Raw genomic sequence first — 20,723 nt, 5'->3', positions numbered from 1 at the left:
CGCGTGCATTCCCAGGTTACGCGGTTGCTCGGCTAATGCCGACCCGCATCGCCGCGCTCAATCCTCCTCGTGCTCCAGCATCGCCGCGAGCGCCTTCGTCAGTTCGCTGACCATCGGATCGGCCGTCGGCCGATGCAGGATCGCGATGTCCATGTTCTCGATCGGCGCGAAGCCGCCGTGTTCCTCGGTCAGCACCACGTGGTCGTCGGTCACCACGCGCGCGGGCAGCACGCTGATGCCGAGCCCGTCCGCGACGGCCGCCTGGATGCCGCTCAGGCTCGACGTCGTGAAGCTGATCCGCCAGCGGCGGCCGCGTTCCTCGATTGCCTTGATCATGTCGTCGCGATAGAGCCCGCGCGGCGGAAACACGACGATCGGCACCGGATCGAGGTCGATCGTCGGATGTTGCGCGCTGTCGATCCAGCGCAGCTTCTCCGGCCAGCGCGCCACCGCCTCGCGGCTGTCGCGCCGCTGCTTGATCAGCGCGAGATCGAGCTCGCCGCGATCATAGGCCGCGCAGATGTCGCGGCTCAGCCCGCACATCACCTCGAGCTTCACCTGCGGATGATCGCGCTTGAACGCGGCGAGCGCATGGGTCGTGCGGCCCGCCGCGAAATCGTCGGGCACGCCGAGCCGGATCGTCAGCGCGACGGTCGCGCCCGACAGCGCCTCCAGCATCTCGTCGTTCAGCGCGATCATGCGCCGCGCGTAGCTGAGCACCGTCACGCCGGCGTCGGTCGGCCGCACGTCGCGCGTGCCGCGGTCGAGCAGGCGATGCCCCGCGATCTCCTCCAGCCGCCGCACCTTCTGGCTGACCGTCGACTGCGTCGAATGCAGGCGCGCGGACGCGGTCGTGAAGCTGCCGCAGTCGGCGACCATCACGAGCGCGCGCAACAGGTCGAGGTCGAACAAAGGTCTATTCATATCCGCACTTTTTCGGCTTGCAACATTTCATTTTCAAATACGCGCGACGATTTTTAACATGGCCCGAGCCCGTGGGCAATCGCGGTTTCGCCGGACCCGGCGCCCCGGGGGACCGGCGGTGCGGCGCGGCCGATCGTGGTGCATGAGTCGGTTCGACCGTAGCACCGATGCGGTATAGGTCGGGATCGCGGTTCAGGTAACTCGCGAAGAGTGACGGTCTGATTTGCCAGCGATTTCTGATCGTCCCGGCTTGTGGATATTTGATCAAGTACACGCTCTCAGTTGGCTGTGCGCATTACCGGGTAAACGCCTGAACACCCGCAAAATCCCGGTAAGTTTCTATATTTGGTGGGCTAGATCGCTCTTTCTGCGCGATTTCTCCGCGTAATTCCCGCCCGTCCACTCCGCCTTCGTTTCTTCGGCTTGCGCTCGAAAATCGAGCGGTCTAGACTGCATCGCAGTTTCATCGAAGTCCCAGTCTTTCGCGTACCGCGCCGGGCCTGCCGGCACGACGCTCCCCAACGGACGCCCGGCGCTCGCCCGCCGCGTCGAGACCACAAGGACACACCATGAACCGCACTGCAAAGCTCGTCGTTTCCGCGCTGGCGTTCGCGCCGCTCGTCTCGGTCGCGCAGGACACGGCGACGATCCGCTGGGGCATCGATCCCACCTATCCGCCGTTCGAGGCGAAGCAGCCCGACGGCTCGCTCGCCGGCTTCGACATCGACCTTCGCAATGCGATCTGCGAGCAGTTGCGCGCGAAGTGCGTGTGGGTCGAGCAGGGCTTCGACGGGATGATTCCGGCGCTGCGCGCGCGCAAGTTCGACGTGATCATGTCCGCGATGACGGCCACCGACGAGCGGCTCAAGCAGATCGACTTCTCGAACAAGCTGTACGCGTCGCCGGGTGCGCTCGTCGCGCCGGCCGGCTCGAAGCTGCTGCCGACCGCCGCGTCGCTCACCGGCAAGCGCGTCGGGATCGACCAGGGCACGACGCAGGAGGCGTACGCGAAGGCCGAATGGGCGACCAAGGGCGTGACGATCGTGTCGTACCAGAACCAGGACCAGGTGTATCAGGATCTGGTGAACGGTCGTCTCGACGCGACCTTCCAGGACAAGACGCAGGCCGGCTATTCGTTCCTGAAGTCACCGCGCGGCAAGGGCTACGCGTTCGCGGGCCCCGACGTGACCGACGTGCGCATCACCGGCTACGGCGTCGCGATGGGCGTGCGCAAGGGCGACGCCGAGATGAAAAAGCGGCTCAACGACGCGATCGCCGCGATCCGCGCGAACGGCACGTACCAGAAGATCGCCGCGAAATACTTCGACTTCGACATCTACGGCGCGAAGCAGCAGCTGACCGCCGCACCGTGACCCCGTGACGCATTCAATCGACAGGCAAGCCATGACGAGTATCCAGGACCGCGTCGCGACAGCCGTGACGCCCGAACTGATCGCCGCCTTCCGTGAAGAAGGCGCGGTCTGCATCAAGGGCATCTTCTCGCCCGACGAAGTGGCCGCGCTGCGTGCGGGCATCGACGCGAACCTCGCGCAGCCCAGCGAGCGCGCGAAGGTCGCGAGCCGGCCCGACGACCCGGGCTGGTTCTTCGAGGACTTCTGCAACTGGCAGCACAACGACGCGTACCGCGACTTCATCGTGCGCTCGCCCGCGCCGTCGGTGGCCGCCGCGCTGATGGGCACGCGGACGGTGCGGCTGCATCACGACCACTTGCTTGTGAAGGAGCCCGGCACGCGGCAGCGCACGCCGTGGCATCAGGACCAGCCGTACTACAACATCGAAGGCGACGACAACGTCAGCATGTGGATTCCGGTCGATCCGGTGCCGCTCGAATCGACGCTGGAGTTCGTCGCGGGTTCGCACCGGGGGCCCTGGCTGATGCCGCGCACGTTCATGGACAAGGAGGCGAAGTGGTTCCCGGAAGGCAGCCTAGCCGACCTGCCCGACATCGAGGCCGACCGTTCGGCGTTCCCGATCCGCCACTGGGCGCTCGAGCCGGGCGACATGGTGTGCTTCCGGATGCTGACGCTGCACGCGTCGGGGGGGACGCAGAACCGCCGGCGCGCGTTTTCGATCCGCTTCGTAGGCGACGACATCCGTCACGCGCCGCGCCGCTGGAAGACGTCGCCCGATTTCCCGGGGCTCGCGGACGAACTGCCGGACGGCGCGCCGCTCGAGCACCCGCTGTTTCCGGTCGTGTGGTCGCGCGGCGCGGGGCAGGTCGGGGCGATCCGGGCGTAAGCGGCGGATCGCGACGACATCAGGTGACATCACGCGCGCGGCGTCCGCTTCGCGATGAAGCGGACGCCGCGCGTGGTCGTTTTCGAGCGTCGCGGGAGGTTCAGGTCTGGTGCCGCCCGGCGCCCGGCTTGAAGCGCGAGCCGAGCCGATAGCGGTTGCCGGGATGCAGGAAGTGAACGAACGTGACGGGCAGTCCGTTCGTCCAGGTGCGGCGCGTGAGCGTGAGGCACGGCTCGTCGGCGCGCATGTCGAGCAGCCGCGCCTGTTCGCCGGTCGGCAGCGACGCGTCGACCACGTGCTCGATCTCCAGTTCGTAGTGCGACACGTTGTTGAACAGGTATTCGGACGGCGGCTCGGCCTGGAAATCCTGATCGATGAATTCGGGCGCGGCGGCCGGGTTCACGTAGCGATCCTCGAGCTGGATCGGACGGCCGTTTTCCTCGTGCACGCACACCACGTGAAAGACCGGCGTGTTGACCGCCAGCCCGAACGCAGCCGCGACGTCGAACGACGCGGGCTCGCGCGACTGGCTGAGCACGCGGCAGCGATACTCGTGGCCGCGCGCGCGGATCTCGTCGCGGATGTGCGCGATCATCAGCAGGTTCGACTGCGGCTTCACTTCGGCGACGAAGGTGCCGACGCCCGCGATGCGTTTCAGCACGCCTTCCTCGGTGAGCTCGCGCAGCGCGCGGTTGACCGTCATGCGCGCGACGCCGAATTGCGCGGCAAGATCGAGTTCGGACGGAATGCGGTCCCCCGGGCGCCAGTCGCCCGCGTCGACATTCTGGCGGACGAGCGTCTTGATCTGCTGGAACGGAGCGGTGGTCTTCGTGACCATCGGGGGATCCTCGGGGAAAGGCAACCGCAAAATTCTATCCCGGATCAGGTTGCGGGCAATTCGCGAACGTCGGCCGTCGGCACCAAACCGAACGCGTCGCTCAGTGCATAGCCGATCAATTGCCGCGCGGCCGCCTCGGGCGTCGACAGCGCGCCGCTCGACTTCAACTGGTCGAATTTCTCGCGCATCGGGAAGTTCGCTTCGCTGGTCGAGCGGATCGTCGCCTGCATGCCGGTGTCGACGACGCCCGGCGCGACGCTGCAGATCCGCAGCGCGCGGTTCGCGTCGAGCGCGACGGCGCGCGCGTGATGATCGAGCGCCGCCTTGGTCGCGCAGTAGACGCTCCAGCCCGCATACGCGTTGCGCGCGGCGCCGCTCGACACGTGCAGGATCCGGCATTCGGTCGGCGCCGCCGCCGCCTGCACGAGCGCGGCCGACAGCATCAGCGGCGCCGCGACGTTCACGCCGACCGCGCGCGCGACGAGCGCGGCGTCCTGCGCGTCGAGCGGGCCGATCGGATCGACGATGCCCGCGTTGTTGAAGAGCATCACGATCGACGCGCCGTCGACGAAGCGGCGCAGCGTGTCGCCGGCGAGCCAGGCCGCGACGGCCGACGTGTCCGACAGGTCGAGCTCGATGTCGGCGAAACGGTCGCCGGCCCGCGCGGCGAGCGACGGATGACGGCTGCGCGACACGCCGAGCACGGCGATGCCTTCCTGCAGCAGTTGTTCGGCGAGCGACGCGCCGAGGCCGCGCGTGTGTCCGGTGACGATGGCGCGCACGTGCGGCGCTGAAATGGATGCGGTCATGGCGGTGAATGAGTGAACGGATGAACCGTGTTGACGCGTGGCGCGCATGCGCCGCGGCACGGCGTGCAGGACGGGCGATGCGCGATGCTGGCGTGGCGGGCGAAGTCGGCCGCGTGCGGAGCGGCATTTCCAAAAGTGAACGCGTATCGTAGCGCCGGCCCGCGCGACGCGCAAACGCGGGCGACGCCGCGCGCGGGCGCGGTGCGTGAATTCGCGACGTCGAACGCATGCACCGCCGCGCGGCCGATACGTTGGACGAAAGCGGACTGCGGCAAGTCCGCACGCCATGGCGGCGCGTGGCGCCGGGCACCACGTCGCGAGCTATCATATGGCTCGCCCGTTCGCGACGCCGGACGGGGCGCGACCGTTTCCTTTCACTTGCTGCACGCTGCGACGCATCCATGAACACCACGCCGGACATGCCCACGCCACGCGCCTTGCGCGAACTTACTCCCCTCGAGGCCCGCATTCTTGGGGTGCTCGTCGAGAAGCAGCACACCGTGCCCGACACCTATCCGCTCTCGCTGAATGCGCTGACCTCGGGCTGCAACCAGAAGACCGCGCGCTCGCCGGTGATGAACGTCAGCGAGGACGAGGTCACGACCGCGCTCGACGGGCTCAAGCACCTGAGCCTCGTGATGGAAGGAAGCAGCAGCCGCGTGCCGCGTTTCGAGCACAACATGAACCGTGTGCTCGGGATTCCGAGCCAGGCGATCGCGCTGCTGACGATCCTGCTGCTGCGCGGCCCGCAGACGGCCGCCGAACTGCGCCTGAACAGCGCACGCCTGCACGGCTTCGCGGACATCTCGTCGGTCGAGGCGTTTCTCGACGAACTCGCCGCGCGTGCGCAGCCGCTCGTCGTCCGGTTGCCGCGCGCGCCCGGTGCACGCGAGAATCGCTGGATGCACTTGATGTGCGGCGAGGTGAACGTCGCCGACTTCGCCGGTTCGGATGCCGGCGGCGGCGCGGATTCCGTTCCGCCGTCCGAGTTCGAGGCGCTGAAGGCCGAACAGAAGCGGCTTGCGGATGAAGTGGCGCGGCTGAACGCACTCGTCCAGCGCATGGCGACCGAACTCGGGATCGACGTCGATACCCCGGGCGACGCCGGCTGACCGCCCGCCGAGCCAACTCGACACCGGCGCGGATCTGGGCGCGCCGGCTGACGAACGCACCTCCCGACACCGCTCGAACCTGCGCTACCAGCGGCACCCCGTCTTCTCGGACGCATCGACGTCCTGCGCCCACGCGAAATCGGTCTTCTTGCCGGTGCGCGCATTGGTGTACGTCATCGAATAGACGATCGCACCCTGGCTCATCATTTCGTATTCGCCGTTGATCTTGCCGTCGACCATTTCCCACCACGTCGTCGTGAACTGGTACGGGCGGCCTTCCGCGAGTGCTTCCTGATCCACGTGCTTGAGCAGCAGCGGAATCGCCGTCTTCGATTTCGCGTAGCGGACGACGCCCCCTTGCCACTTCGCCACGTCGTCGTAATACGTGCGCAATTCGAAGCGCACGGGTTTGTCGCCGGTCGTCCTGAAGCACAGCACCTCGGTGCTGACCTCGGCCGATGCAGGCAACGCGATGCACAGCAGCAACGCGGAAAGTGTCTTTTTCATATATGCGTGTGAGTCGTGGATGGCTCGCGCCGAACGTGAGGCCCCATCGGCGGCGGACAGTCGTGATCGTACGGTACCTCAGTGATACGCGATACTCGGCCGTACGGCCGGAGCGTCTCGTGGAGAGCGATCGTCGCGACGGGGTTTAGGCGTTTACCTTCAAACAACGGGAAATCCGCATCGATTCCGTTCTCGTTGTGCTTCAATTCATCCGGTTTGCAGTCCTACTAAATGACATAACGAAAACAGAAGAGACCCTTCACTCAAAGGAAACAGCCAATGGCCAGGAACCCGTCTTGACACCGCAATCCGGACAAGTCGCAACACAGCGAACTTCCTCGATGAAAAGCAGGTTATCCCCAGAGGCAACTCCGATGTCCTCCAAACGTTTGATGACGATCGCGGCCGCCGTGCTGGCCGTCGCCACGTCGTCGGTTCATGCAGGCGCGGCCACCGTGACCGACCCGTTCTACACGTATACGGGCGCCACGCCGTTGAAATCGATTCCACCCGGCACGGTGCTCAACACGCGAACCGTCACCTATCACGTGGCCGGAATGCCGACCGCGGTGACCGCCCAGCAGTTGCTGTATCGCACCAACGACGCGCAGAACCGGCCGGTCGTCAACGTGACGTCGGTGATCCGGAGCCCGGTCAGCAACGGCCGGGCGATCTCGTACCAGTCGGCCTACGACTCGCTGAATCCTTACGACGAACCGTCGCAGGTGATCGCCGGCGATCGCGACGTCACGAAGATCATCAACGTCGGCACCTTGCTCTACAGCGCGGAATCGATCCCGCTGTCGACGCTGCTGCTGCTCGGCTACAACGTGATCGTGCCCGATACCGAAGGCCAGACGGCGGACTTCGCTGCCGGCCCCGAATACGGGATGACGACGCTCGATTCGATCCGCGCGGCGCTCAACACGCCATCGACGGGCCTCGCGCCGTCCAGCAAGGTCGCGATGATCGGCTATTCCGGCGGTGCGATCGCGACGAACTGGGCCGCGCAACTCGCGCCGAGCTATGCGCCGGACGTCAACAAGCAGCTCGTCGGCGCGGCCGAGGGCGGCGTGCTGGTCGATCCCGCGCACAACCTGCGCTACGTCGACGGCAGCATTGTCTGGGGCGGTGTCGCGGCGGCCGCGCTCGCCGGGCTGTCGCGCGGCTTCGGCTTCGATCTGACGCCGTATCTGAGCGACAGCGGCGTCGCCGTGTTCAACGACATCCAGAACCAGTCGCTCGCCTACATCCTGCCGAAATACACGGGGCTGCGGTGGGCGACGCTGTTCAAGCCGCAATACGCGAACGACATCAACAGCATTCCGGCGTACGTGACCTACGCGAACAAGGTGAACGCCGGGCTGGCCGCGTCGCCGACGATTCCGATGTATATCGTTCAGGGCACGGCCGGCGTGCTCGACGGCACGTTCGGCAGCCAGGTGGGCGACGGCGTGATGCTCGCGTACGATGTACGCGCGCTCGCGCAGAAGTTCTGTGCCAGCGGCGTGCCGGTCGTGTACACCGAATATCCGCTCGAACATGCGGGCGCGATCGCGCCATGGGTGGCCGGGATGCTGCCCTGGCTCTACGACCGCTTCGGCGGCAAGGCCGCGCCGAGCAATTGCGCGCTGACGGCATTGTTGCCGAGCAATTCGCTCGCGCCCGAGACGCTGCACTAGCCGCCGCGCACATCGACACCAATTGCCGGGCGATCCTTCGCGGATCGCCCTTTTTCGTTCGGCGCCTTGACGCCGGTCGCCTTCCCCCGCCGCGCCTCGCTGCCGCCACGTGCGAGTGCCATAATCGAGCCTGCACATCATTCCAGACGTCCCCGGAGAATCCCCATGCAGAACCTCGACAATCCTTCCCACGATCGCGAGGTAGGCAGCGCCGACGCGACGCAGGACACCACGCGCATCGACGACGTCCGCATCGGCGCCGTGCGTCCGCTGATCTCGCCCGCGCTGCTGCAGGACGAACTGCCGGTGCCGGCCGCCACGCAGACGCTCGTCGAGGACACGCGCCGCGCGATCGGCGACATCCTGCACGGCCGGGACGACCGGCTGCTGCTCGTCGTCGGCCCGTGCTCGATCCACGACCACGACCAGGCGCTCGACTACGCCCGTCGCCTGAAGGCGGCCGCCGATGCGCTGAAGGACGACCTGCTGATCACGATGCGCGTGTACTTCGAGAAGCCGCGCACGACCGTCGGCTGGAAAGGCTACATCAACGATCCGCGCCTGGACGGCAGCTTCCGCATCAACGAAGGGCTGCGCGCGGCGCGGCAGCTGCTGCTCGACATCAACGCGCTCGGCCTGCCGGCGTCGACCGAATTCCTCGACCTGCTGAGCCCGCAGTACATCGCGGACCTGATCGCGTGGGGCGCGATCGGCGCGCGCACGACCGAGAGCCAGAGCCATCGGCAGCTCGCGTCGGGGCTCAGCTGCCCGATCGGCTTCAAGAACGGCACCGACGGCGGCGTGCAGGTCGCGTCGGACGCGATCGTCGCCGCGCGCGCGAGCCACGCGTTCATGGGGATGACGAAGATGGGCATGGCCGCGATCTTCGAGACGCGCGGCAACGACGACGCGCACGTGATCCTGCGCGGCGGCAAGAACGGGCCGAACTACGATGCCGAGCACGTCGAGGCGAGCTGCGCGGTGCTGCGCAAGAGCGGGTTGCGCGAGCAGGTGATGGTCGATTGCTCGCACGCGAACTCGAACAAGTCGCATGAGCGGCAGATCGAAGTCGCGCAGGATCTTGCGCGGCAGCTGTCGCAGGGCGAGCACCGGATCGTCGGCGTGATGGTGGAGAGTCATCTCGAGGCGGGGCGTCAGGATCTGAAGCCCGGCGTGCCGTTGCAGTATGGCGTGTCGATTACGGATGCGTGTTTGAGCTGGACGCAGACGGAGCCGGTGCTCGACGTGCTGGCGGAGGCGGTGCGGCATCGGCGAGTGTATTCGCGCAATGCGTGAGGTGACGGCGGCGGGTTGATGCCCGCCGCCGTCAAAGTCGGCCCATCGACTAAGACTGGTGCCGAGCAAGTTGATTCATCTGTCTCGTGTGCCGCGCCACTCGGAAACTTCTCGCGCGCGTGTTCGGCCTGCGGCACGTCGCATATCGGCGGTATCCGAACTACAGGAATCGCGGCGACGCCGACGAGACATTCGTTCAGCCGCGTCGCAAATTGTCAGGCGCGTGCGCCCGAGGTGCCGTGCGGCGTGCGGCCGCGCCGTGGGCGATCCTGCTAATACGAATCCCATGGCCTCCGGCAAAATTTAGGCAAATTCCTAAGAGACGGTTTCATAAAGGCTGTTCGGCGCGCCGGAGGGTATTCCAGCAGATCAGGCAGCAACCGAGTTTGAGGAACGCGCCGTGAATGTCAGCACGGCGCTCGAAACGAATACGGAGACGACGGAAGTGATGCAGCCAGGCATGCGTGCGTTCCACGACCCAGCGATATTTGCCAAGGCCGCTGCCGTGTTCGGTACGGCGCTTGGCGATCACCGGCTCGATACCGCGATTGCGCAACGCACGTCGATGTCGCTCGGAATCGTATCCGCGATCGGCGTAGACCACACGCGGTCTGTGCAGCGGGTGGCCGCGCAAACCGCGAATCGGCGGAATCGCGTCGATCAGCGGCAGCAATTGCGTGACGTCGTTGACGTTCGCGCCGGTCAGGATCGCGGCGAGCGGCGTGCCGTTGGCGTCGGTGACGATGTGGTGCTTGGAACCGGGTCGCGCGCGATCGGTAGGGTTTGGCCCAGTTTTTGGCCTGCCCCAACGGCGCGAATCGATGATGAATCGACAGCGGCTCGAGAGAAGTCGATCTGGTCTGCTGCTCGCAGCTTCGCGAGCAGCAGCTCGTGCAAGCGGTCCCACACGCCGGCAACCTGCCAGTCGCGTAGCCGTCGCCAACATGTCACGCCCGAGCCGCAACCCATCTCGGCAGGCAGATCGCGCCAGCGCAGTCCGGTCTTGAGAACGAACAAGATGCCGGTCAGCGCGGCGCGGTTCGAAACCGGCAGGCGGCCCGGGTTCTTCTTGCGCCGTGGCTTGGATGGCGGCAGTAACGGCTCGATCAGTGTCCACAACTCGTCGTCGATGATCGGCTTGGCCATCTCCTCAGTCTCGGTTGTTTCGATGCCTGAGGTTAACAGCTCGCCGCGAAAGTTAACAGCCCCAAGGGGCCATTTTGAAACCGTCTCTAAGGCGTCTGTCCGAAATAGGATTGGATGGACGGCCGATTTGCGGATCGTCGGATAGAGTCGACACATCTGCAAACCTCAACCGACGGCGCATGCCGTGCATGGTCTCCGATGCACTTGCTCCGGCCGCCGTATCGTACATGGAAGGACGTCTTATCGCGCGCCGCGCCGCACCGCGCCTGCTCTTGCGCGCAATATTCCTTTGGCTCGTTGTCTCGTCGCTCCCTGCGAACGGCGCGACCGCCTCTTGGAAGCCCACCTTCACTGACGAGGAGCTTCAGTGGATGCGCGCGCACCCGGTCGTCAATATCGCAGTCGAGGCGAACTGGCATCCGATCGAATACATGCGCAACGGTAGCCATGCCGGCCTTGTCGCGGGGTACCTGAACGCAATCTCGAAAATGACCGGGCTGACGTTCGCAACGGTGCCGGGCACGGAATGGGGTCACGCGTACGAGGCGCTTGCATCGCACAAGGTTGATCTGCTGCCCGGCGTATGGCGCGACCTGGTGCCGGACCGCGTCGGCGCCGGTGCTCTCGTCAGTGCGCCCTACCTGGTCGGCCGGCTGACAGCCGTCACGCGCAACGACTCCGCGATGATCTTCAACCTGAAGCGGCTCGAAGGCCGGCGCGTCGCGATCAAGGGGCGAGGCGCGGTCGAGTATTTCACGCGCAACAGCGGCGTGATGCTCGACGTGCTTACGTTCGACACCGAGGAACTCGCGCTCGCCGCGGTTGCCAACGGCGAGGCGGATGCCGCGCTCGGCGTCGACGTCACGATTCTGCCGATCGTGCAGCGGCAGTTTCCCGGGCAGCTTTACATGTCGGGGATGCTTGCTGACCGCCCTGTATCGCTGGCGATGCTCACGCGGGCAGACTTGCCGATCCTGGCATCGATCATCGACAAGTCTCTCGCGGCCATTCCCGTGAGCAAGACGGCGGAGCTCACCCGCGACTGGGTCGAGATGGCCGATTACGGCAAGCCGACGATCCGTGCGATCCTGCATTACCGGGCGCCCCAGGTGCTCGCGATCGCTGCCGCGCTGGTGGCGTTCGCGATGCTCGCATTCCTGTCGTGGAAGTCGCGCGTGGCCGCGATCCGCAGCGAGCACGACAAGGCGACGTTTCTCGCGTTCGTTAGTCACGAAATCCGCACGCCGATGCATACGATCCTGTCGTCGCTGGAATTGCTTCAGCGCTCGCGGTTGACCGGGCGACAGGCGAATCGCGCGGATGCGGCGATCTCGGCATCGGAGACGCTTCTGACGCTGCTCGACGATATCCTCGAATATTCTCGCCTCGAATCGCGTAAGGTCGGGCTTGCCATGCAGACAGTCGAGCTCGAGTCGTGGGCGCGGCATACGGTCGACATGGTGCGCTGGCGTGCCGACGAGAAGATGCTCGAGCTGGTGCTCGACGTTGCTTGTCCGCCGGCGGTGCGTGTTTCAATCGATCCGGTCCGTGTGCGTCAGATCGTGCTGAACCTGCTCGTCAACGCAATCAAATTCACATCCGCAGGCTCGGTGACGCTGCGCGTCGAGCATGTTTCGGGTCGCCACGGGCAAAATGGCACGCTGACCCTCACGGTGCGCGATACCGGCATCGGCATTGCGCCCGAACGGCTCGAACACATTTTCGACGCATACTGGCAGGGGCCTGCCTCGCTTCACCAGGACGTCAACGGCAGCGGGCTTGGTCTCGCGATCTGCCGTGAACTGGTCGCATTGATGCACGGCACGATCACCGTCCAAAGCCTGCCGCGCGTCGAAACGACGATGACGGTGCGATTGCCGGTCACGGAAGTGGACGAGCCGTTGCCGGTGCGGTCTGCCGCATCGATGCCCGTGCTGGTCGACGCACTGCCTGGATATGCTCACCCTGACTCGCCGCGTATCCTGATTGTCGACGATCACGAAACCGTGCAGTTCGCGCTGCAGCAGCAATGCGACGAACTCGGCTGCGTCGGCATCGGCGCCGCTACCGGCGAGGACGCGCTGCGTCAACTGGCGCGCGGCCGTGTCGACCTCGTGCTGCTCGATAGCGATCTGCCGGACTTCGACGGTTATGCGCTCGCGAAGATGATCCGTCAGGACGAGTCGGCACGCGAAGCCAGACATGTTCCGATCATCGGGATTTCCGCGGTATCCGGCGACGGGCATCGGGAGCGCTGCGTCGACAGCGGCATGGACGGCGTGCTGGGCAAGCCGCTGCGGCTCGAAACGTTGCGGCAGCTGATCGCGATGTGGTGCCCAGCGTATGCCGAGACGGAACAGGCGGCGCATACCGACGATGCCGCTGATCTCAACGCGGTCTATGACCGCGAAGTGGCGAAGGATCTCGACGTGCTTGTCAAGGGATTGCTATCGCGCGATTTCGCCGCAGCCGCACGGGCCTCGCACCGGATTGCGGGGGCGTCGCATCTGGCCAAACTGGGCGATATCGCCAATGTCGCGCTGCATGCCGAAACGCGGCTTCGCGAATTCCACGGCGTTCATCAAGTCGACCCGTTCGCGACGGATCGATAGCCCCGGTCCACTGTCGTTCACGCGACGGCTGCCCGGTGGCTCGACGCACTGGTAGGGCATCGAAAATGCGACGCTGGCGATCGGGCGGAATGCCGATACCGGTGTCACGGACTTCAATCGCGAGCGAGCTGGCATGGCCCGGTTTGCCGTCGAGATAAACGACGCGCAGTGCAACCGAGTCAGCCGGCGTGAACTTGATCGCGTTGGCAAGCAGGTTCAGCACGATCTGCCGCGTGCGCAGCGGATCGATCGGCGCGCACAGCTCAGTCTGGCGCGAGTTCGAGCTCCCGGCTCAGGTTTTTCTCGTCGACGCGCCAGCGTACCATGTCGGCGCTGTGCCAATGCGCGGACGTGCGTCGGCTCGGGCACGAGCGTCACGTTTCGAGACTCGAGACTCGAATATTCCAGGACGTCGTCAAGCAACGTCAGCAGCGATTCAGCAACGCCGCGTCCGCGCGACCAGCCTGCTTCGGTGCTAGTTGCGAGCGCGGTAGCAGTTCGAGCAACGACGGGATCGAATGCACCGCCTTGCGGATCTCGTGGCTGGTGAACACGAGTTGCATCGCCTTGTCGAGTTCGCTGCGCACAGCCGCGACGCGCGAGCGCTACGAAACGAAGGGGACCGCGAACAGGATGGTGCCGGCCGCCGCGACTTGCCAGCGACGGTCACGGACGATCGATTGCGGGCTAGGTTTGCCGTAGTCGGCCGTTTCGATCCATTGACGCGGAATTTCGTCGGTGTCGTGTGCGGGAATGGCCGCACGCGCGTCGCGTTCGTCGTCGAAAGCCAGCAGGATCACCGGCACGCCGACATGCCGGATCGCATATTCGAGTCGCCGCTACCCTTGGTCGCGATTTGCTTGCCGGCCAGATTCTCAAGATCGACGAAGAGATTCAAGGGCTCCGGTGCGACAACAACCATTGTGCCGGCGAACTACGGCAGGCTGACAATGGTGCCACTGCGGTATCGCGAGATGTCGGCGCTTCTTGACGCGTCCGGCGCCATGTCGATCTTCCCCGACATGAAAGCCGGGTATGAATTGGCCCACGATACGTTGTCGACATATTCGACGCGCAGTCCGCCGATTCGCGGAATCGCATCGAGATATGACGACACGACGCCAACGACCTTCCCGCATTCGCGAAATTTGAACGGACGCTAATGTGGGGCGGCACAGGCACGCACGACAGGATGCGCGGCGATCCATGCCTTTGCCTCAAGCGTGAACTGCGCAGGTGGGATGATCTGTATCAGGCGCTGCAGCGGCGTGAGAAATGCGCGGAGCGAGATCGTCATCACAAATGGTCCGTTGCGCCGACGCAACGCGGTGCGGGCGGGAGCACCGGCAGCAACAGTGCCTTTCGACGACGCGAGCGCCGTCGGCGATTCGTAGCGGGTCGCGCCAGCGCCAGCGCCTTACGCCGTTCTGATGGCTGAGACGGGGCGCACGGGCCGTTTCCCATGCTGTCGCTGCTGCGGATGCCGAATCGGACTGCATGGCGTCCGCGACGACTACTCGCACCTCGGCTGTTTAGCCGGCGGGGTTAAAAATTATCCAGAAAGCCGGTAAGCTAATCCGGATCATCCGTTCCGGTTTGCCATGGCAAGAAATGGCCAACCGTTGATGGGCCGTATCGCCAGAATCAAAAGGGGTAGTAATGAGACCAGAGCTCCAACCGATCCGCGTCGTGATCCTGGACGACCATGCCGTCGTCCAGCACGGGATCGCCAGTTATCTGACGGAGAGGACCGGCATCGAAGTGGCGGCGAGCTTTGCGAGGTCGCGCGATCTGATCGGCTGGCTCGAGTCGAATCACGCGGACGTCGTGCTGCTCGACTACACGCTGGGCCCGGACGAGATCGACGGTCTCAATCTCGTCAAGCTGGTGAGCACGCGCTTCCCGGATTGCAAGATCCTGATGACGTCGAGCAGCGATACGCCCGCGACCGTCAACATGACGATGCGCGCAGGCGCACTCGGTTTCTTCGGCAAGAGCGAAAATCTTCGCGAACTGGTGCATGCGATCCGTGTGGTCGCAGATGGACGTTCGTATATCAGTGCCGAATTGGCAGGCAGGGTGATGGCGAGTGCGACGCCTGTCCAGAGTGTGACGGCGCCGAAACCGGCGGTCAGCGACGACGCGCCGGCGGCCGAATCGGAAGTGTCCGCCGACCTGCGCCTGAGCCCGCGCGAGCACGAGGTGCTGCGCTGTTATCTCGCGGGCATGTCGGTATCCGATATCGCATTGAAATTTTCCCGCAGCCGCAAGACGATCAGCGCGCAAAAGCAATCGGCGTATCGCAAGCTCGGCATCCGTAGCGATGCCGAATTGTTCGCGTCCCGCAAGCTGCTCGAGAAACATTGAGCGTCGTCTGATTCCGAATCTCCCTCGGCATTTTTCACGCCGACATTGATCTTCGTTCATCGCTGTGCAATGCAGCCTCATGGCAGCACTTCTCGACTGGCGCTACCATGACCCGTGTTGCGTTAACCGACGGGCCGTCCGGGCCCGTTGCGCGCACACGCAGCGGCGGCGCGGCCGGCCGCTGCTGCATCGACGAAGCGCGGGGTGCTCACCGATTCGCCACCGCACCCGCGCCGCTTCGTTCCCGGCACCAACAACAACCTAACCGGAGTGCAATCAGCATGGCTTTCACCAAGACAATCGTCGCAGCCGCCGTTCTCGTATCGAGCCTCAACGTGCATGCGCAGATCGCGGGCGCCCAGCCACTCAGCGTCACCGTCGAGCAATCGCAGGCGCTACTCGAAGGCTGGAGCGTGAAGAAGAGCGTGCTCGGCAAAGCCGTGTACAACGACCAGAACCAGAAAGTCGGCACGGTGCGCGACCTGATCGTCGCGCCTGACGGCTCGGTGTCGGCCGCGATCGTGTCGGCTGGCGGTTTCCTGGGCGTCGCGGCGCATGACGTCGCGGTGCCGATCGCGTCGCTCGACGTGCGCAACGGCAACATCTATCTGCCGGGCGCAACGAAGGACGCGCTGAAGGCAACGCCCGCGTTCCAGTACGCGAAGGTGCCGTCGCCGCCGAAGCCGAAGAAGCTCGACGACAAGCACTGATGCAACTGACCCGGCGCGCAATGCGCCGGGCATGGCCAACCGCGGGGCATGTCCGGCCGCGCGTCGGTCGATCACGGCCGCAACCCGAGCTCTCACCCCTTGGCTACGTAATTCTACGTAGCCTCGCATACGTAGTTGTGCGCTTGTAAGCCTCCCCCGTCGCGCGGAATACTACGGCCCACCGCCGTGTCTTCCGCGAGACGCGGCACGACGCATCGACGTCACGCGGGTCCGGCGCCTCGCCGGATCCACTCAAAACCACATTGGAGACCAGGAGACGCCATGAATCGGGCTTCCAGTACCCTGCTCTGGATCGCGGTCGCGCTGCTCGGCGCGTTCGCGTTCGGGACGATCGCACTTGCGCACGGCGAACGCGTCAGCGCGCTCTGGATCGTGATCGCCGCAGTCTGCGTATATCTGATCGCATATCGCTTCTACAGCCGTTTCATCGCCAGCAAGGTCATGCAGCTCGACGGGCTGCGGATGACGCCGGCCGTTCGGCACAACGACGGCCTCGACTACGTGCCGACCAACAAGTACGTGCTGTTCGGCCATCACTTCGCCGCGATCGCCGGCGCCGGGCCGCTCGTCGGGCCCGTGCTCGCCGCGCAGATGGGCTACACGCCGGGCATGCTGTGGATCCTGGCCGGCGTCGTGTTCGCGGGCGCGGTGCAGGACTTCATCGTGCTGTTCATCTCGACGCGCCGCGACGGCCGTTCGCTCGGCGACCTCGTCAAGATGGAGCTCGGCACGGTGCCCGGCGTGATCGCGCTGTTCGGCGCATTCCTGATCATGGTGATCATCCTCGCCGTGCTCGCGCTGATCGTCGTGAAGGCGCTGACGAATTCGCCGTGGGGCACGTTCACCGTCGCCGCGACGATTCCGATCGCGCTGTTCATGGGCGTCTACACGCGCTACATCCGTCCGGGCCGCATCGGCGAAGTGTCGATCATCGGCTTCGTGCTGCTGATGGCGTCGATCGCGTTCGGCCAGACCGTGCACGATTCGCCGGCGCTTGCCGCATGGTTCACCTTCAGCGGCACGCAGCTTACGTGGATCCTGATCGGCTACGGCTTCGTCGCATCGGTGTTGCCGGTGTGGCTGCTGCTCGCGCCGCGCGACTACCTGTCCACGTTCCTGAAGATCGGCACGATCCTCGGCCTCGCGATCGGCATTCTGGTCGTCGCGCCGGAACTGAAGATGCCCGCGCTGACGAAGTTCGTCGACGGCACGGGCCCGGTGTGGTCGGGCAACCTGTTCCCGTTCCTGTTCATCACGATCGCATGCGGCGCGGTGTCGGGCTTCCACGCGCTGATCTCGTCGGGCACGACGCCGAAGCTGATCGACAACGAAACCAACGCGCGCTTCATCGGTTACGGCGCGATGCTGATGGAATCGTTCGTCGCGATCATGGCGCTGGTCGCCGCGTGCGTGATCGAGCCGGGCATCTACTTCGCGATGAACGCGCCGGCGGCCGTGCTCGGCTCGACGCCTGAAGCCGTCGCGAACACGGTTACGCAATGGGGCTTCGTGCTGACGCCCGACATGCTCACGCAGACCGCGAAGGCCGTGGGCGAAACGACGATCATCGCGCGCGCGGGCGGCGCGCCGACGCTGGCCGTCGGCATGGCGCACATCCTGCACCAGGTGATCGGCGGCGAAGCGATGATGGCGTTCTGGTATCACTTCGCGATCCTGTTCGAGGCGCTGTTCATCCTGACGGCCGTCGATGCCGGCACGCGCGCGGGCCGCTTCATGCTGCAGGACCTGCTCGGCACGTTCCACCCCGCGCTCAAGCGCACCGAGTCGCTGCCGGCGAACCTTGTCGCCACCGCGCTGTGCGTGGCCGCGTGGGGCTATTTCCTGTATCAGGGCGTGGTCGATCCGCTCGGCGGCATCAACACGCTGTGGCCGTTGTTCGGGATCTCGAACCAGATGCTCGCCGCGATCGCACTGGTGCTCGGCACCGTCGTGCTGTTCAAGATGAAGCGCGAGCGCTACGCATGGGTGACGATCGTGCCGACCGCATGGCTGCTGATCTGCACGCTGACGGCCGGCTGGCAGAAGATCTTCGATTCGAATCCGAAGGTCAGCTTCCTCGCGCACGCGGCGAAGCTGCAGGCCGCGGTGGACGAAGGCAAGGTGCTCGCGCCGGCCAAGTCGATCGCGCAGATGCAGCGGATCATCTTCAACGACTACATCGATGCGGCGCTGGCCGGCCTGTTCATCTTCGTCGTCGTGGCGATCGCGGGGTACGGCCTGCTCGCCGTGCTGCGCGCGCGTCGCGAGTCGAAGCCGACCGTGCGCGAGACGCCGTACGAAGCGATGCCGGCCGCGCAGGCGCTCGGCAGCGGACGATAACGGGAGGCCGCGATGTTCACCGATCTCGGCAGCGACCTGCGCAGTGCGGGGCGTTACCTCGGGCAGGCGTTGCGGCTGATGGTCGGCCTGCCCGACTACGACACCTATGTCGCGCACATGCGCGAAACCCATCCGGACCGCGAGCCGATGACGTACGAGGAATTCTTCCGCGAGCGTCAGAATGCGCGGTACGGGTCGGGGGCAGGGAAGTGTTGCTGAACCGGGCCGGCGCAGCCGGCCGGTGAGGCGGTCAAGTGACGGACCGGGAAGCGCCGCGAAGACATTCGCGGCGCTTTTTCTTTGGCGTGCCGGTGCGGTGCGCGCGAGGCGCCCGTCACTGCGGCGTTTGACTTCGTCCAGCGCGGCAAAGTCCGGGCGTCGGTATCATATGAGGCATCCTCTTTCCCCGAAGAATCCGCGCAGGAGAACCCGTCGTGCATGTCGGTGAGCGTTTCAACAGCATTTCCCATCTCGTCGGCGCGGTGCTGTCGGTGGCAGGGTTGGTCGCGCTGGTGACGATGGGCGCGCTCGACCGCGATCCTTACAAGATCGTGAGCTTCAGCGTGTACGGTGCGATGCTGATCCTGCTCTACGGAATCTCGACGGCGTATCACAGCGTGCGCAACCCGCGCCTGAAGGCGATCCTGCAGAAGTGCGACCATTCGGCCATCTATCTGCTGATCGCGGGCAGCTATACGCCGTTTACGCTCGTCACGCTGCGCGGCCCGTGGGGCTGGTCGCTGTTCGGCGTCAGCTGGGGGCTCGCCGCGTTCGGGATCGCGCAGGAACTCACGCTCGGTCGGCGCACGCGCATCGTGTCGATGGTGCTGTACGTGCTGATGGGCTGGCTCGCGCTCGTCGCGATCCGCCCGCTGATTCATGCGCTGCCGCCGGTGGGTGCCGTATGGCTCGTGGCCGGCGGCGTCATCTACAGCGCGGGGATCTACTTCTTCATCAACGACGAGCGCATCCGCCACGGGCACGGTATCTGGCATCTTTTCGTGCTGGCCGGCAGCCTGTGCCAGTTCGTCAGCGTCGCGATGTATGTCGCGTGAGCGTGCATGCGGGCGGCATGGCGCGCGTCATGCGTGCCCGGCCGCCCATGCCGCGCCGCGCAGCGCCATGAACCCGACCCACCCCCAGTAGACGCGGTGATGCGCGATCAGCCCGTCGCGCAGATCCATCATTTCGACGAGATCGACCTGATCGCCTTCCGGCGTTTCGCGCGGATATTCCCATGTGAGTTGCCGGCCGTTCGAGAAGAACAGCCCGGTTCGATACCAGCGTCCGAGCTTGTTTCCCGGATTGCGCAGGCCCGCCGCGAAGAACGCGCCGATCGCGGCCTTGCCGTGCAGCACGCCCGAGCCATGATCGGGCAGTGCGACGACGATCAGCGGCGTTTCGAGTATCGCGTCGTCCGCGTACAGCGACATCAGTGCGTCGAGGTCGCGCGCGACGACGGCGGCGTGCCAGTCTTGATGGATGCGTTGCGCATCGGTGTCGGCTTGTGTCATGGCGGGTTCCGGCAAGCGTGGATAACGGAACCACTGTATCGACGCCGCGCCGCCGGACGTTTCAGCCCGGGCCGAAACGTGGATGCCGTGTATGTCGAACGCGACCGCGTCGGCTCGTCAGCCCGCGAGCGCGCCGAGATTCAGGTCATGCGATTTGCCGATCCACACCGCGCTGTCGCGATGGTCGCGCAGATCGTCGCCAGTATTCGGATGCAGGAAGATGTCGAGCGCGCCGTGATTCAGGATGAGCCACGGCACGATGGTGTCGAAGCGCGCGGCGTCGAACGCGATCTGGTACGACCAGGCCGGATGCGGGCCGACGAGGCGCTCGTGAAAGCGGCCGAGTTCGATGATCGCGCCGAATCGTTCTTCGACGACGAGGCGGAACGCCCAGGCTGCGTCGCGGCTCGCGGCGTCGAAGTAGACGTGTGCGTGCCAATTGTCGATGGCGGTGGTGTCGATGGCAGCCATGGCGGAACTCGAGAGAAGAATAGGGAACGGATAAGCGCCGTGATTGACGGCGCGATGCGCAATTATCGCGCGTCCGTGTCGCACACGTCTTCTCGCGGCGCGGTAAATCGGCGCG

22 protein-coding genes and 1 pseudogene are annotated in these 20,723 nt (G+C 65.4%); 11 read left to right on the top strand and 12 right to left on the bottom strand.

What is annotated here, in order from left to right:
- Window positions 1–57: 57 nt before the first annotated feature.
- The gene (locus tag WS87_RS28365; protein ID WP_059818469.1) at window positions 58–924 is read right to left on the bottom strand and encodes a LysR family transcriptional regulator; all 867 of its coding nucleotides are present in this window, start codon (window positions 922–924) and stop codon (window positions 58–60) included.
- A 569-nt stretch (window positions 925–1,493) separates the two neighbouring features.
- Here WS87_RS28365 and WS87_RS28360 point away from each other — a divergent pair.
- A complete protein-coding gene (locus WS87_RS28360) occupies window positions 1,494–2,297 on the top strand; it encodes an ABC transporter substrate-binding protein (protein ID WP_059818468.1) in 804 nt (267 codons plus the stop codon).
- A gap of 31 nt (window positions 2,298–2,328) precedes the next feature.
- Complete coding sequence (locus WS87_RS28355; protein ID WP_059528887.1) at window positions 2,329–3,183, top strand: phytanoyl-CoA dioxygenase family protein; 855 nt, start codon at window positions 2,329–2,331, stop codon at window positions 3,181–3,183.
- Window positions 3,184–3,283: 100 nt separating this feature from the next.
- Here WS87_RS28355 and hutC read toward each other — a convergent pair whose 3' ends face one another.
- A complete protein-coding gene (gene hutC / locus WS87_RS28350) occupies window positions 3,284–4,021 on the bottom strand; it encodes a histidine utilization repressor (protein WP_059818467.1) in 738 nt (245 codons plus the stop codon).
- Window positions 4,022–4,065: 44 nt separating this feature from the next.
- Window positions 4,066–4,830 carry an SDR family oxidoreductase gene (locus tag WS87_RS28345; protein ID WP_059818466.1) on the bottom strand — a complete coding sequence of 255 codons (765 nt, stop codon included), beginning with the start codon at window positions 4,828–4,830 and terminating at the stop codon, window positions 4,066–4,068.
- A 401-nt stretch (window positions 4,831–5,231) separates the two neighbouring features.
- Between WS87_RS28345 and WS87_RS28340 the strand changes: the two genes are divergently transcribed.
- The gene (locus WS87_RS28340; RefSeq protein WP_059818465.1) at window positions 5,232–5,942 is read left to right on the top strand and encodes a YceH family protein; all 711 of its coding nucleotides are present in this window, start codon (window positions 5,232–5,234) and stop codon (window positions 5,940–5,942) included.
- A gap of 84 nt (window positions 5,943–6,026) precedes the next feature.
- On the opposite strand, the gene WS87_RS28335 is transcribed toward WS87_RS28340, so the two are convergent.
- The gene (locus tag WS87_RS28335; protein WP_059818464.1) at window positions 6,027–6,449 is read right to left on the bottom strand and encodes a hypothetical protein; all 423 of its coding nucleotides are present in this window, start codon (window positions 6,447–6,449) and stop codon (window positions 6,027–6,029) included.
- Window positions 6,450–6,823: 374 nt separating this feature from the next.
- Here WS87_RS28335 and WS87_RS28330 point away from each other — a divergent pair, with 374 nt between their 5' ends.
- Complete coding sequence (locus tag WS87_RS28330; protein ID WP_059818463.1) at window positions 6,824–8,131, top strand: lipase family protein; 1,308 nt, start codon at window positions 6,824–6,826, stop codon at window positions 8,129–8,131.
- 165 nt (window positions 8,132–8,296) lie between these two features.
- Entirely contained in the window at window positions 8,297–9,427 is a 1,131-nt protein-coding gene (locus WS87_RS28325) for a 3-deoxy-7-phosphoheptulonate synthase (protein WP_059528867.1), read from the top strand.
- 328 nt (window positions 9,428–9,755) lie between these two features.
- On the opposite strand, the gene WS87_RS28320 is transcribed toward WS87_RS28325, so the two are convergent.
- Window positions 9,756–10,573 (bottom strand): IS5 family transposase gene (locus WS87_RS28320; protein WP_107938028.1). Its coding sequence is split into 2 segments (ribosomal slippage): window positions 9,756–10,225 and window positions 10,225–10,573, totalling 819 coding nucleotides; the frame shifts between segments, so codons are not numbered across the junction.
- Between the two features lie 371 nt (window positions 10,574–10,944).
- Between WS87_RS28320 and WS87_RS28315 the strand changes: the two genes are divergently transcribed.
- Entirely contained in the window at window positions 10,945–13,185 is a 2,241-nt protein-coding gene (locus WS87_RS28315) for an ATP-binding protein (RefSeq protein WP_269467399.1), read from the top strand.
- A 100-nt stretch (window positions 13,186–13,285) separates the two neighbouring features.
- Here the strand turns inward: WS87_RS28315 and WS87_RS34540 are convergent.
- The 5 genes and pseudogenes from WS87_RS34540 to WS87_RS34525 form a co-directional block, all read right to left on the bottom strand.
- Window positions 13,286–13,408, bottom strand: a pseudogene (locus tag WS87_RS34540) (hypothetical protein); the annotation flags it as partial.
- A gap of 202 nt (window positions 13,409–13,610) precedes the next feature.
- Window positions 13,611–13,748 carry a hypothetical protein gene (locus WS87_RS34535; RefSeq protein ID WP_179952345.1) on the bottom strand — a complete coding sequence of 46 codons (138 nt, stop codon included), beginning with the start codon at window positions 13,746–13,748 and terminating at the stop codon, window positions 13,611–13,613.
- A 42-nt stretch (window positions 13,749–13,790) separates the two neighbouring features.
- A complete protein-coding gene (locus WS87_RS34530; RefSeq protein ID WP_059815236.1) occupies window positions 13,791–13,991 on the bottom strand; it encodes a hypothetical protein in 201 nt (66 codons plus the stop codon).
- 128 nt (window positions 13,992–14,119) lie between these two features.
- Window positions 14,120–14,302, bottom strand: a complete 183-nt coding sequence (locus WS87_RS34605; protein WP_059815233.1) for a hypothetical protein — start codon at window positions 14,300–14,302, stop codon at window positions 14,120–14,122.
- Window positions 14,303–14,344: 42 nt separating this feature from the next.
- A complete protein-coding gene (locus tag WS87_RS34525; RefSeq protein ID WP_175980859.1) occupies window positions 14,345–14,482 on the bottom strand; it encodes a hypothetical protein in 138 nt (45 codons plus the stop codon).
- Between the two features lie 362 nt (window positions 14,483–14,844).
- On the opposite strand from WS87_RS34525, the gene cblR reads away from it, so the two are divergent.
- The 5 genes from cblR (at window position 14,845) to trhA (ending at window position 19,678) form a co-directional block, all read left to right on the top strand.
- Complete coding sequence (gene cblR / locus WS87_RS28305; RefSeq protein WP_059815230.1) at window positions 14,845–15,552, top strand: cable pilus system response regulator transcription factor CblR; 708 nt, start codon at window positions 14,845–14,847, stop codon at window positions 15,550–15,552.
- A gap of 281 nt (window positions 15,553–15,833) precedes the next feature.
- Window positions 15,834–16,262, top strand: coding sequence for a PRC-barrel domain-containing protein (locus tag WS87_RS28300; RefSeq protein ID WP_059528861.1), 429 nt, complete (start codon window positions 15,834–15,836; stop codon window positions 16,260–16,262).
- A 282-nt stretch (window positions 16,263–16,544) separates the two neighbouring features.
- Window positions 16,545–18,623 carry a carbon starvation CstA family protein gene (locus WS87_RS28295; protein WP_059815227.1) on the top strand — a complete coding sequence of 693 codons (2,079 nt, stop codon included), beginning with the start codon at window positions 16,545–16,547 and terminating at the stop codon, window positions 18,621–18,623.
- Window positions 18,624–18,635: 12 nt separating this feature from the next.
- Entirely contained in the window at window positions 18,636–18,842 is a 207-nt protein-coding gene (locus tag WS87_RS28290) for a YbdD/YjiX family protein (protein ID WP_027781714.1), read from the top strand.
- Between the two features lie 215 nt (window positions 18,843–19,057).
- Window positions 19,058–19,678, top strand: a complete 621-nt coding sequence (gene trhA, locus WS87_RS28280; RefSeq protein ID WP_059689268.1) for a PAQR family membrane homeostasis protein TrhA — start codon at window positions 19,058–19,060, stop codon at window positions 19,676–19,678.
- A 27-nt stretch (window positions 19,679–19,705) separates the two neighbouring features.
- Here the strand turns inward: trhA and WS87_RS28275 are convergent, their stop codons facing one another.
- Both WS87_RS28275 and WS87_RS28270 read right to left on the bottom strand, forming a co-directional pair.
- Window positions 19,706–20,137 (bottom strand): nuclear transport factor 2 family protein, encoded by a 432-nt coding sequence (locus tag WS87_RS28275; RefSeq protein WP_059815224.1) that lies wholly within the window; start codon window positions 20,135–20,137, stop codon window positions 19,706–19,708.
- A gap of 117 nt (window positions 20,138–20,254) precedes the next feature.
- Window positions 20,255–20,608: a DOPA 4,5-dioxygenase family protein gene (locus WS87_RS28270; protein WP_059815221.1), complete on the bottom strand. Its 354-nt coding sequence runs from the start codon at window positions 20,606–20,608 to the stop codon at window positions 20,255–20,257.
- Window positions 20,609–20,723 lie beyond the last annotated feature (115 nt).

The organism is Burkholderia sp. MSMB0856 (genome assembly GCF_001524645.2).
GTDB lineage: Bacteria > Pseudomonadota > Gammaproteobacteria > Burkholderiales > Burkholderiaceae > Burkholderia > Burkholderia diffusa.
The sequence above is the reverse complement of the archived record's forward strand: the minus strand, read 5'-3'. Positions and strand labels throughout refer to the sequence as shown.

What these genes read in the sequence shown, in the direction of transcription:
- WS87_RS28330 (WP_059818463.1), top strand. Translation starts at nt 6,824, where the DNA reads ATGTCCTCCAAACGTTTGATGACGATCGCGGCCGCCGTGCTGGCCGTC.
- WS87_RS28275 (WP_059815224.1), bottom strand. Translation starts at nt 20,137, where the DNA reads ATGACACAAGCCGACACCGATGCGCAACGCATCCATCAAGACTGGCAC.
- WS87_RS28335 (WP_059818464.1), bottom strand. Translation starts at nt 6,449, where the DNA reads ATGAAAAAGACACTTTCCGCGTTGCTGCTGTGCATCGCGTTGCCTGCA.
- WS87_RS28365 (WP_059818469.1), bottom strand. Translation starts at nt 924, where the DNA reads ATGAATAGACCTTTGTTCGACCTCGACCTGTTGCGCGCGCTCGTGATG.
- WS87_RS28360 (WP_059818468.1), top strand. Translation starts at nt 1,494, where the DNA reads ATGAACCGCACTGCAAAGCTCGTCGTTTCCGCGCTGGCGTTCGCGCCG.
- hutC (WP_059818467.1), bottom strand. Translation starts at nt 4,021, where the DNA reads ATGGTCACGAAGACCACCGCTCCGTTCCAGCAGATCAAGACGCTCGTC.
- WS87_RS28345 (WP_059818466.1), bottom strand. Translation starts at nt 4,830, where the DNA reads ATGACCGCATCCATTTCAGCGCCGCACGTGCGCGCCATCGTCACCGGA.
- WS87_RS28315 (WP_269467399.1), top strand. Translation starts at nt 10,945, where the DNA reads ATGCGCGCGCACCCGGTCGTCAATATCGCAGTCGAGGCGAACTGGCAT.
- WS87_RS28340 (WP_059818465.1), top strand. Translation starts at nt 5,232, where the DNA reads ATGAACACCACGCCGGACATGCCCACGCCACGCGCCTTGCGCGAACTT.
- cblR (WP_059815230.1), top strand. Translation starts at nt 14,845, where the DNA reads ATGAGACCAGAGCTCCAACCGATCCGCGTCGTGATCCTGGACGACCAT.
- WS87_RS28325 (WP_059528867.1), top strand. Translation starts at nt 8,297, where the DNA reads ATGCAGAACCTCGACAATCCTTCCCACGATCGCGAGGTAGGCAGCGCC.
- WS87_RS28270 (WP_059815221.1), bottom strand. Translation starts at nt 20,608, where the DNA reads ATGGCTGCCATCGACACCACCGCCATCGACAATTGGCACGCACACGTC.
- WS87_RS28300 (WP_059528861.1), top strand. Translation starts at nt 15,834, where the DNA reads ATGGCTTTCACCAAGACAATCGTCGCAGCCGCCGTTCTCGTATCGAGC.
- WS87_RS34535 (WP_179952345.1), bottom strand. Translation starts at nt 13,748, where the DNA reads ATGCAACTCGTGTTCACCAGCCACGAGATCCGCAAGGCGGTGCATTCG.
- WS87_RS34525 (WP_175980859.1), bottom strand. Translation starts at nt 14,482, where the DNA reads ATGACGATCTCGCTCCGCGCATTTCTCACGCCGCTGCAGCGCCTGATA.
- WS87_RS28295 (WP_059815227.1), top strand. Translation starts at nt 16,545, where the DNA reads ATGAATCGGGCTTCCAGTACCCTGCTCTGGATCGCGGTCGCGCTGCTC.
- WS87_RS28290 (WP_027781714.1), top strand. Translation starts at nt 18,636, where the DNA reads ATGTTCACCGATCTCGGCAGCGACCTGCGCAGTGCGGGGCGTTACCTC.
- WS87_RS28355 (WP_059528887.1), top strand. Translation starts at nt 2,329, where the DNA reads ATGACGAGTATCCAGGACCGCGTCGCGACAGCCGTGACGCCCGAACTG.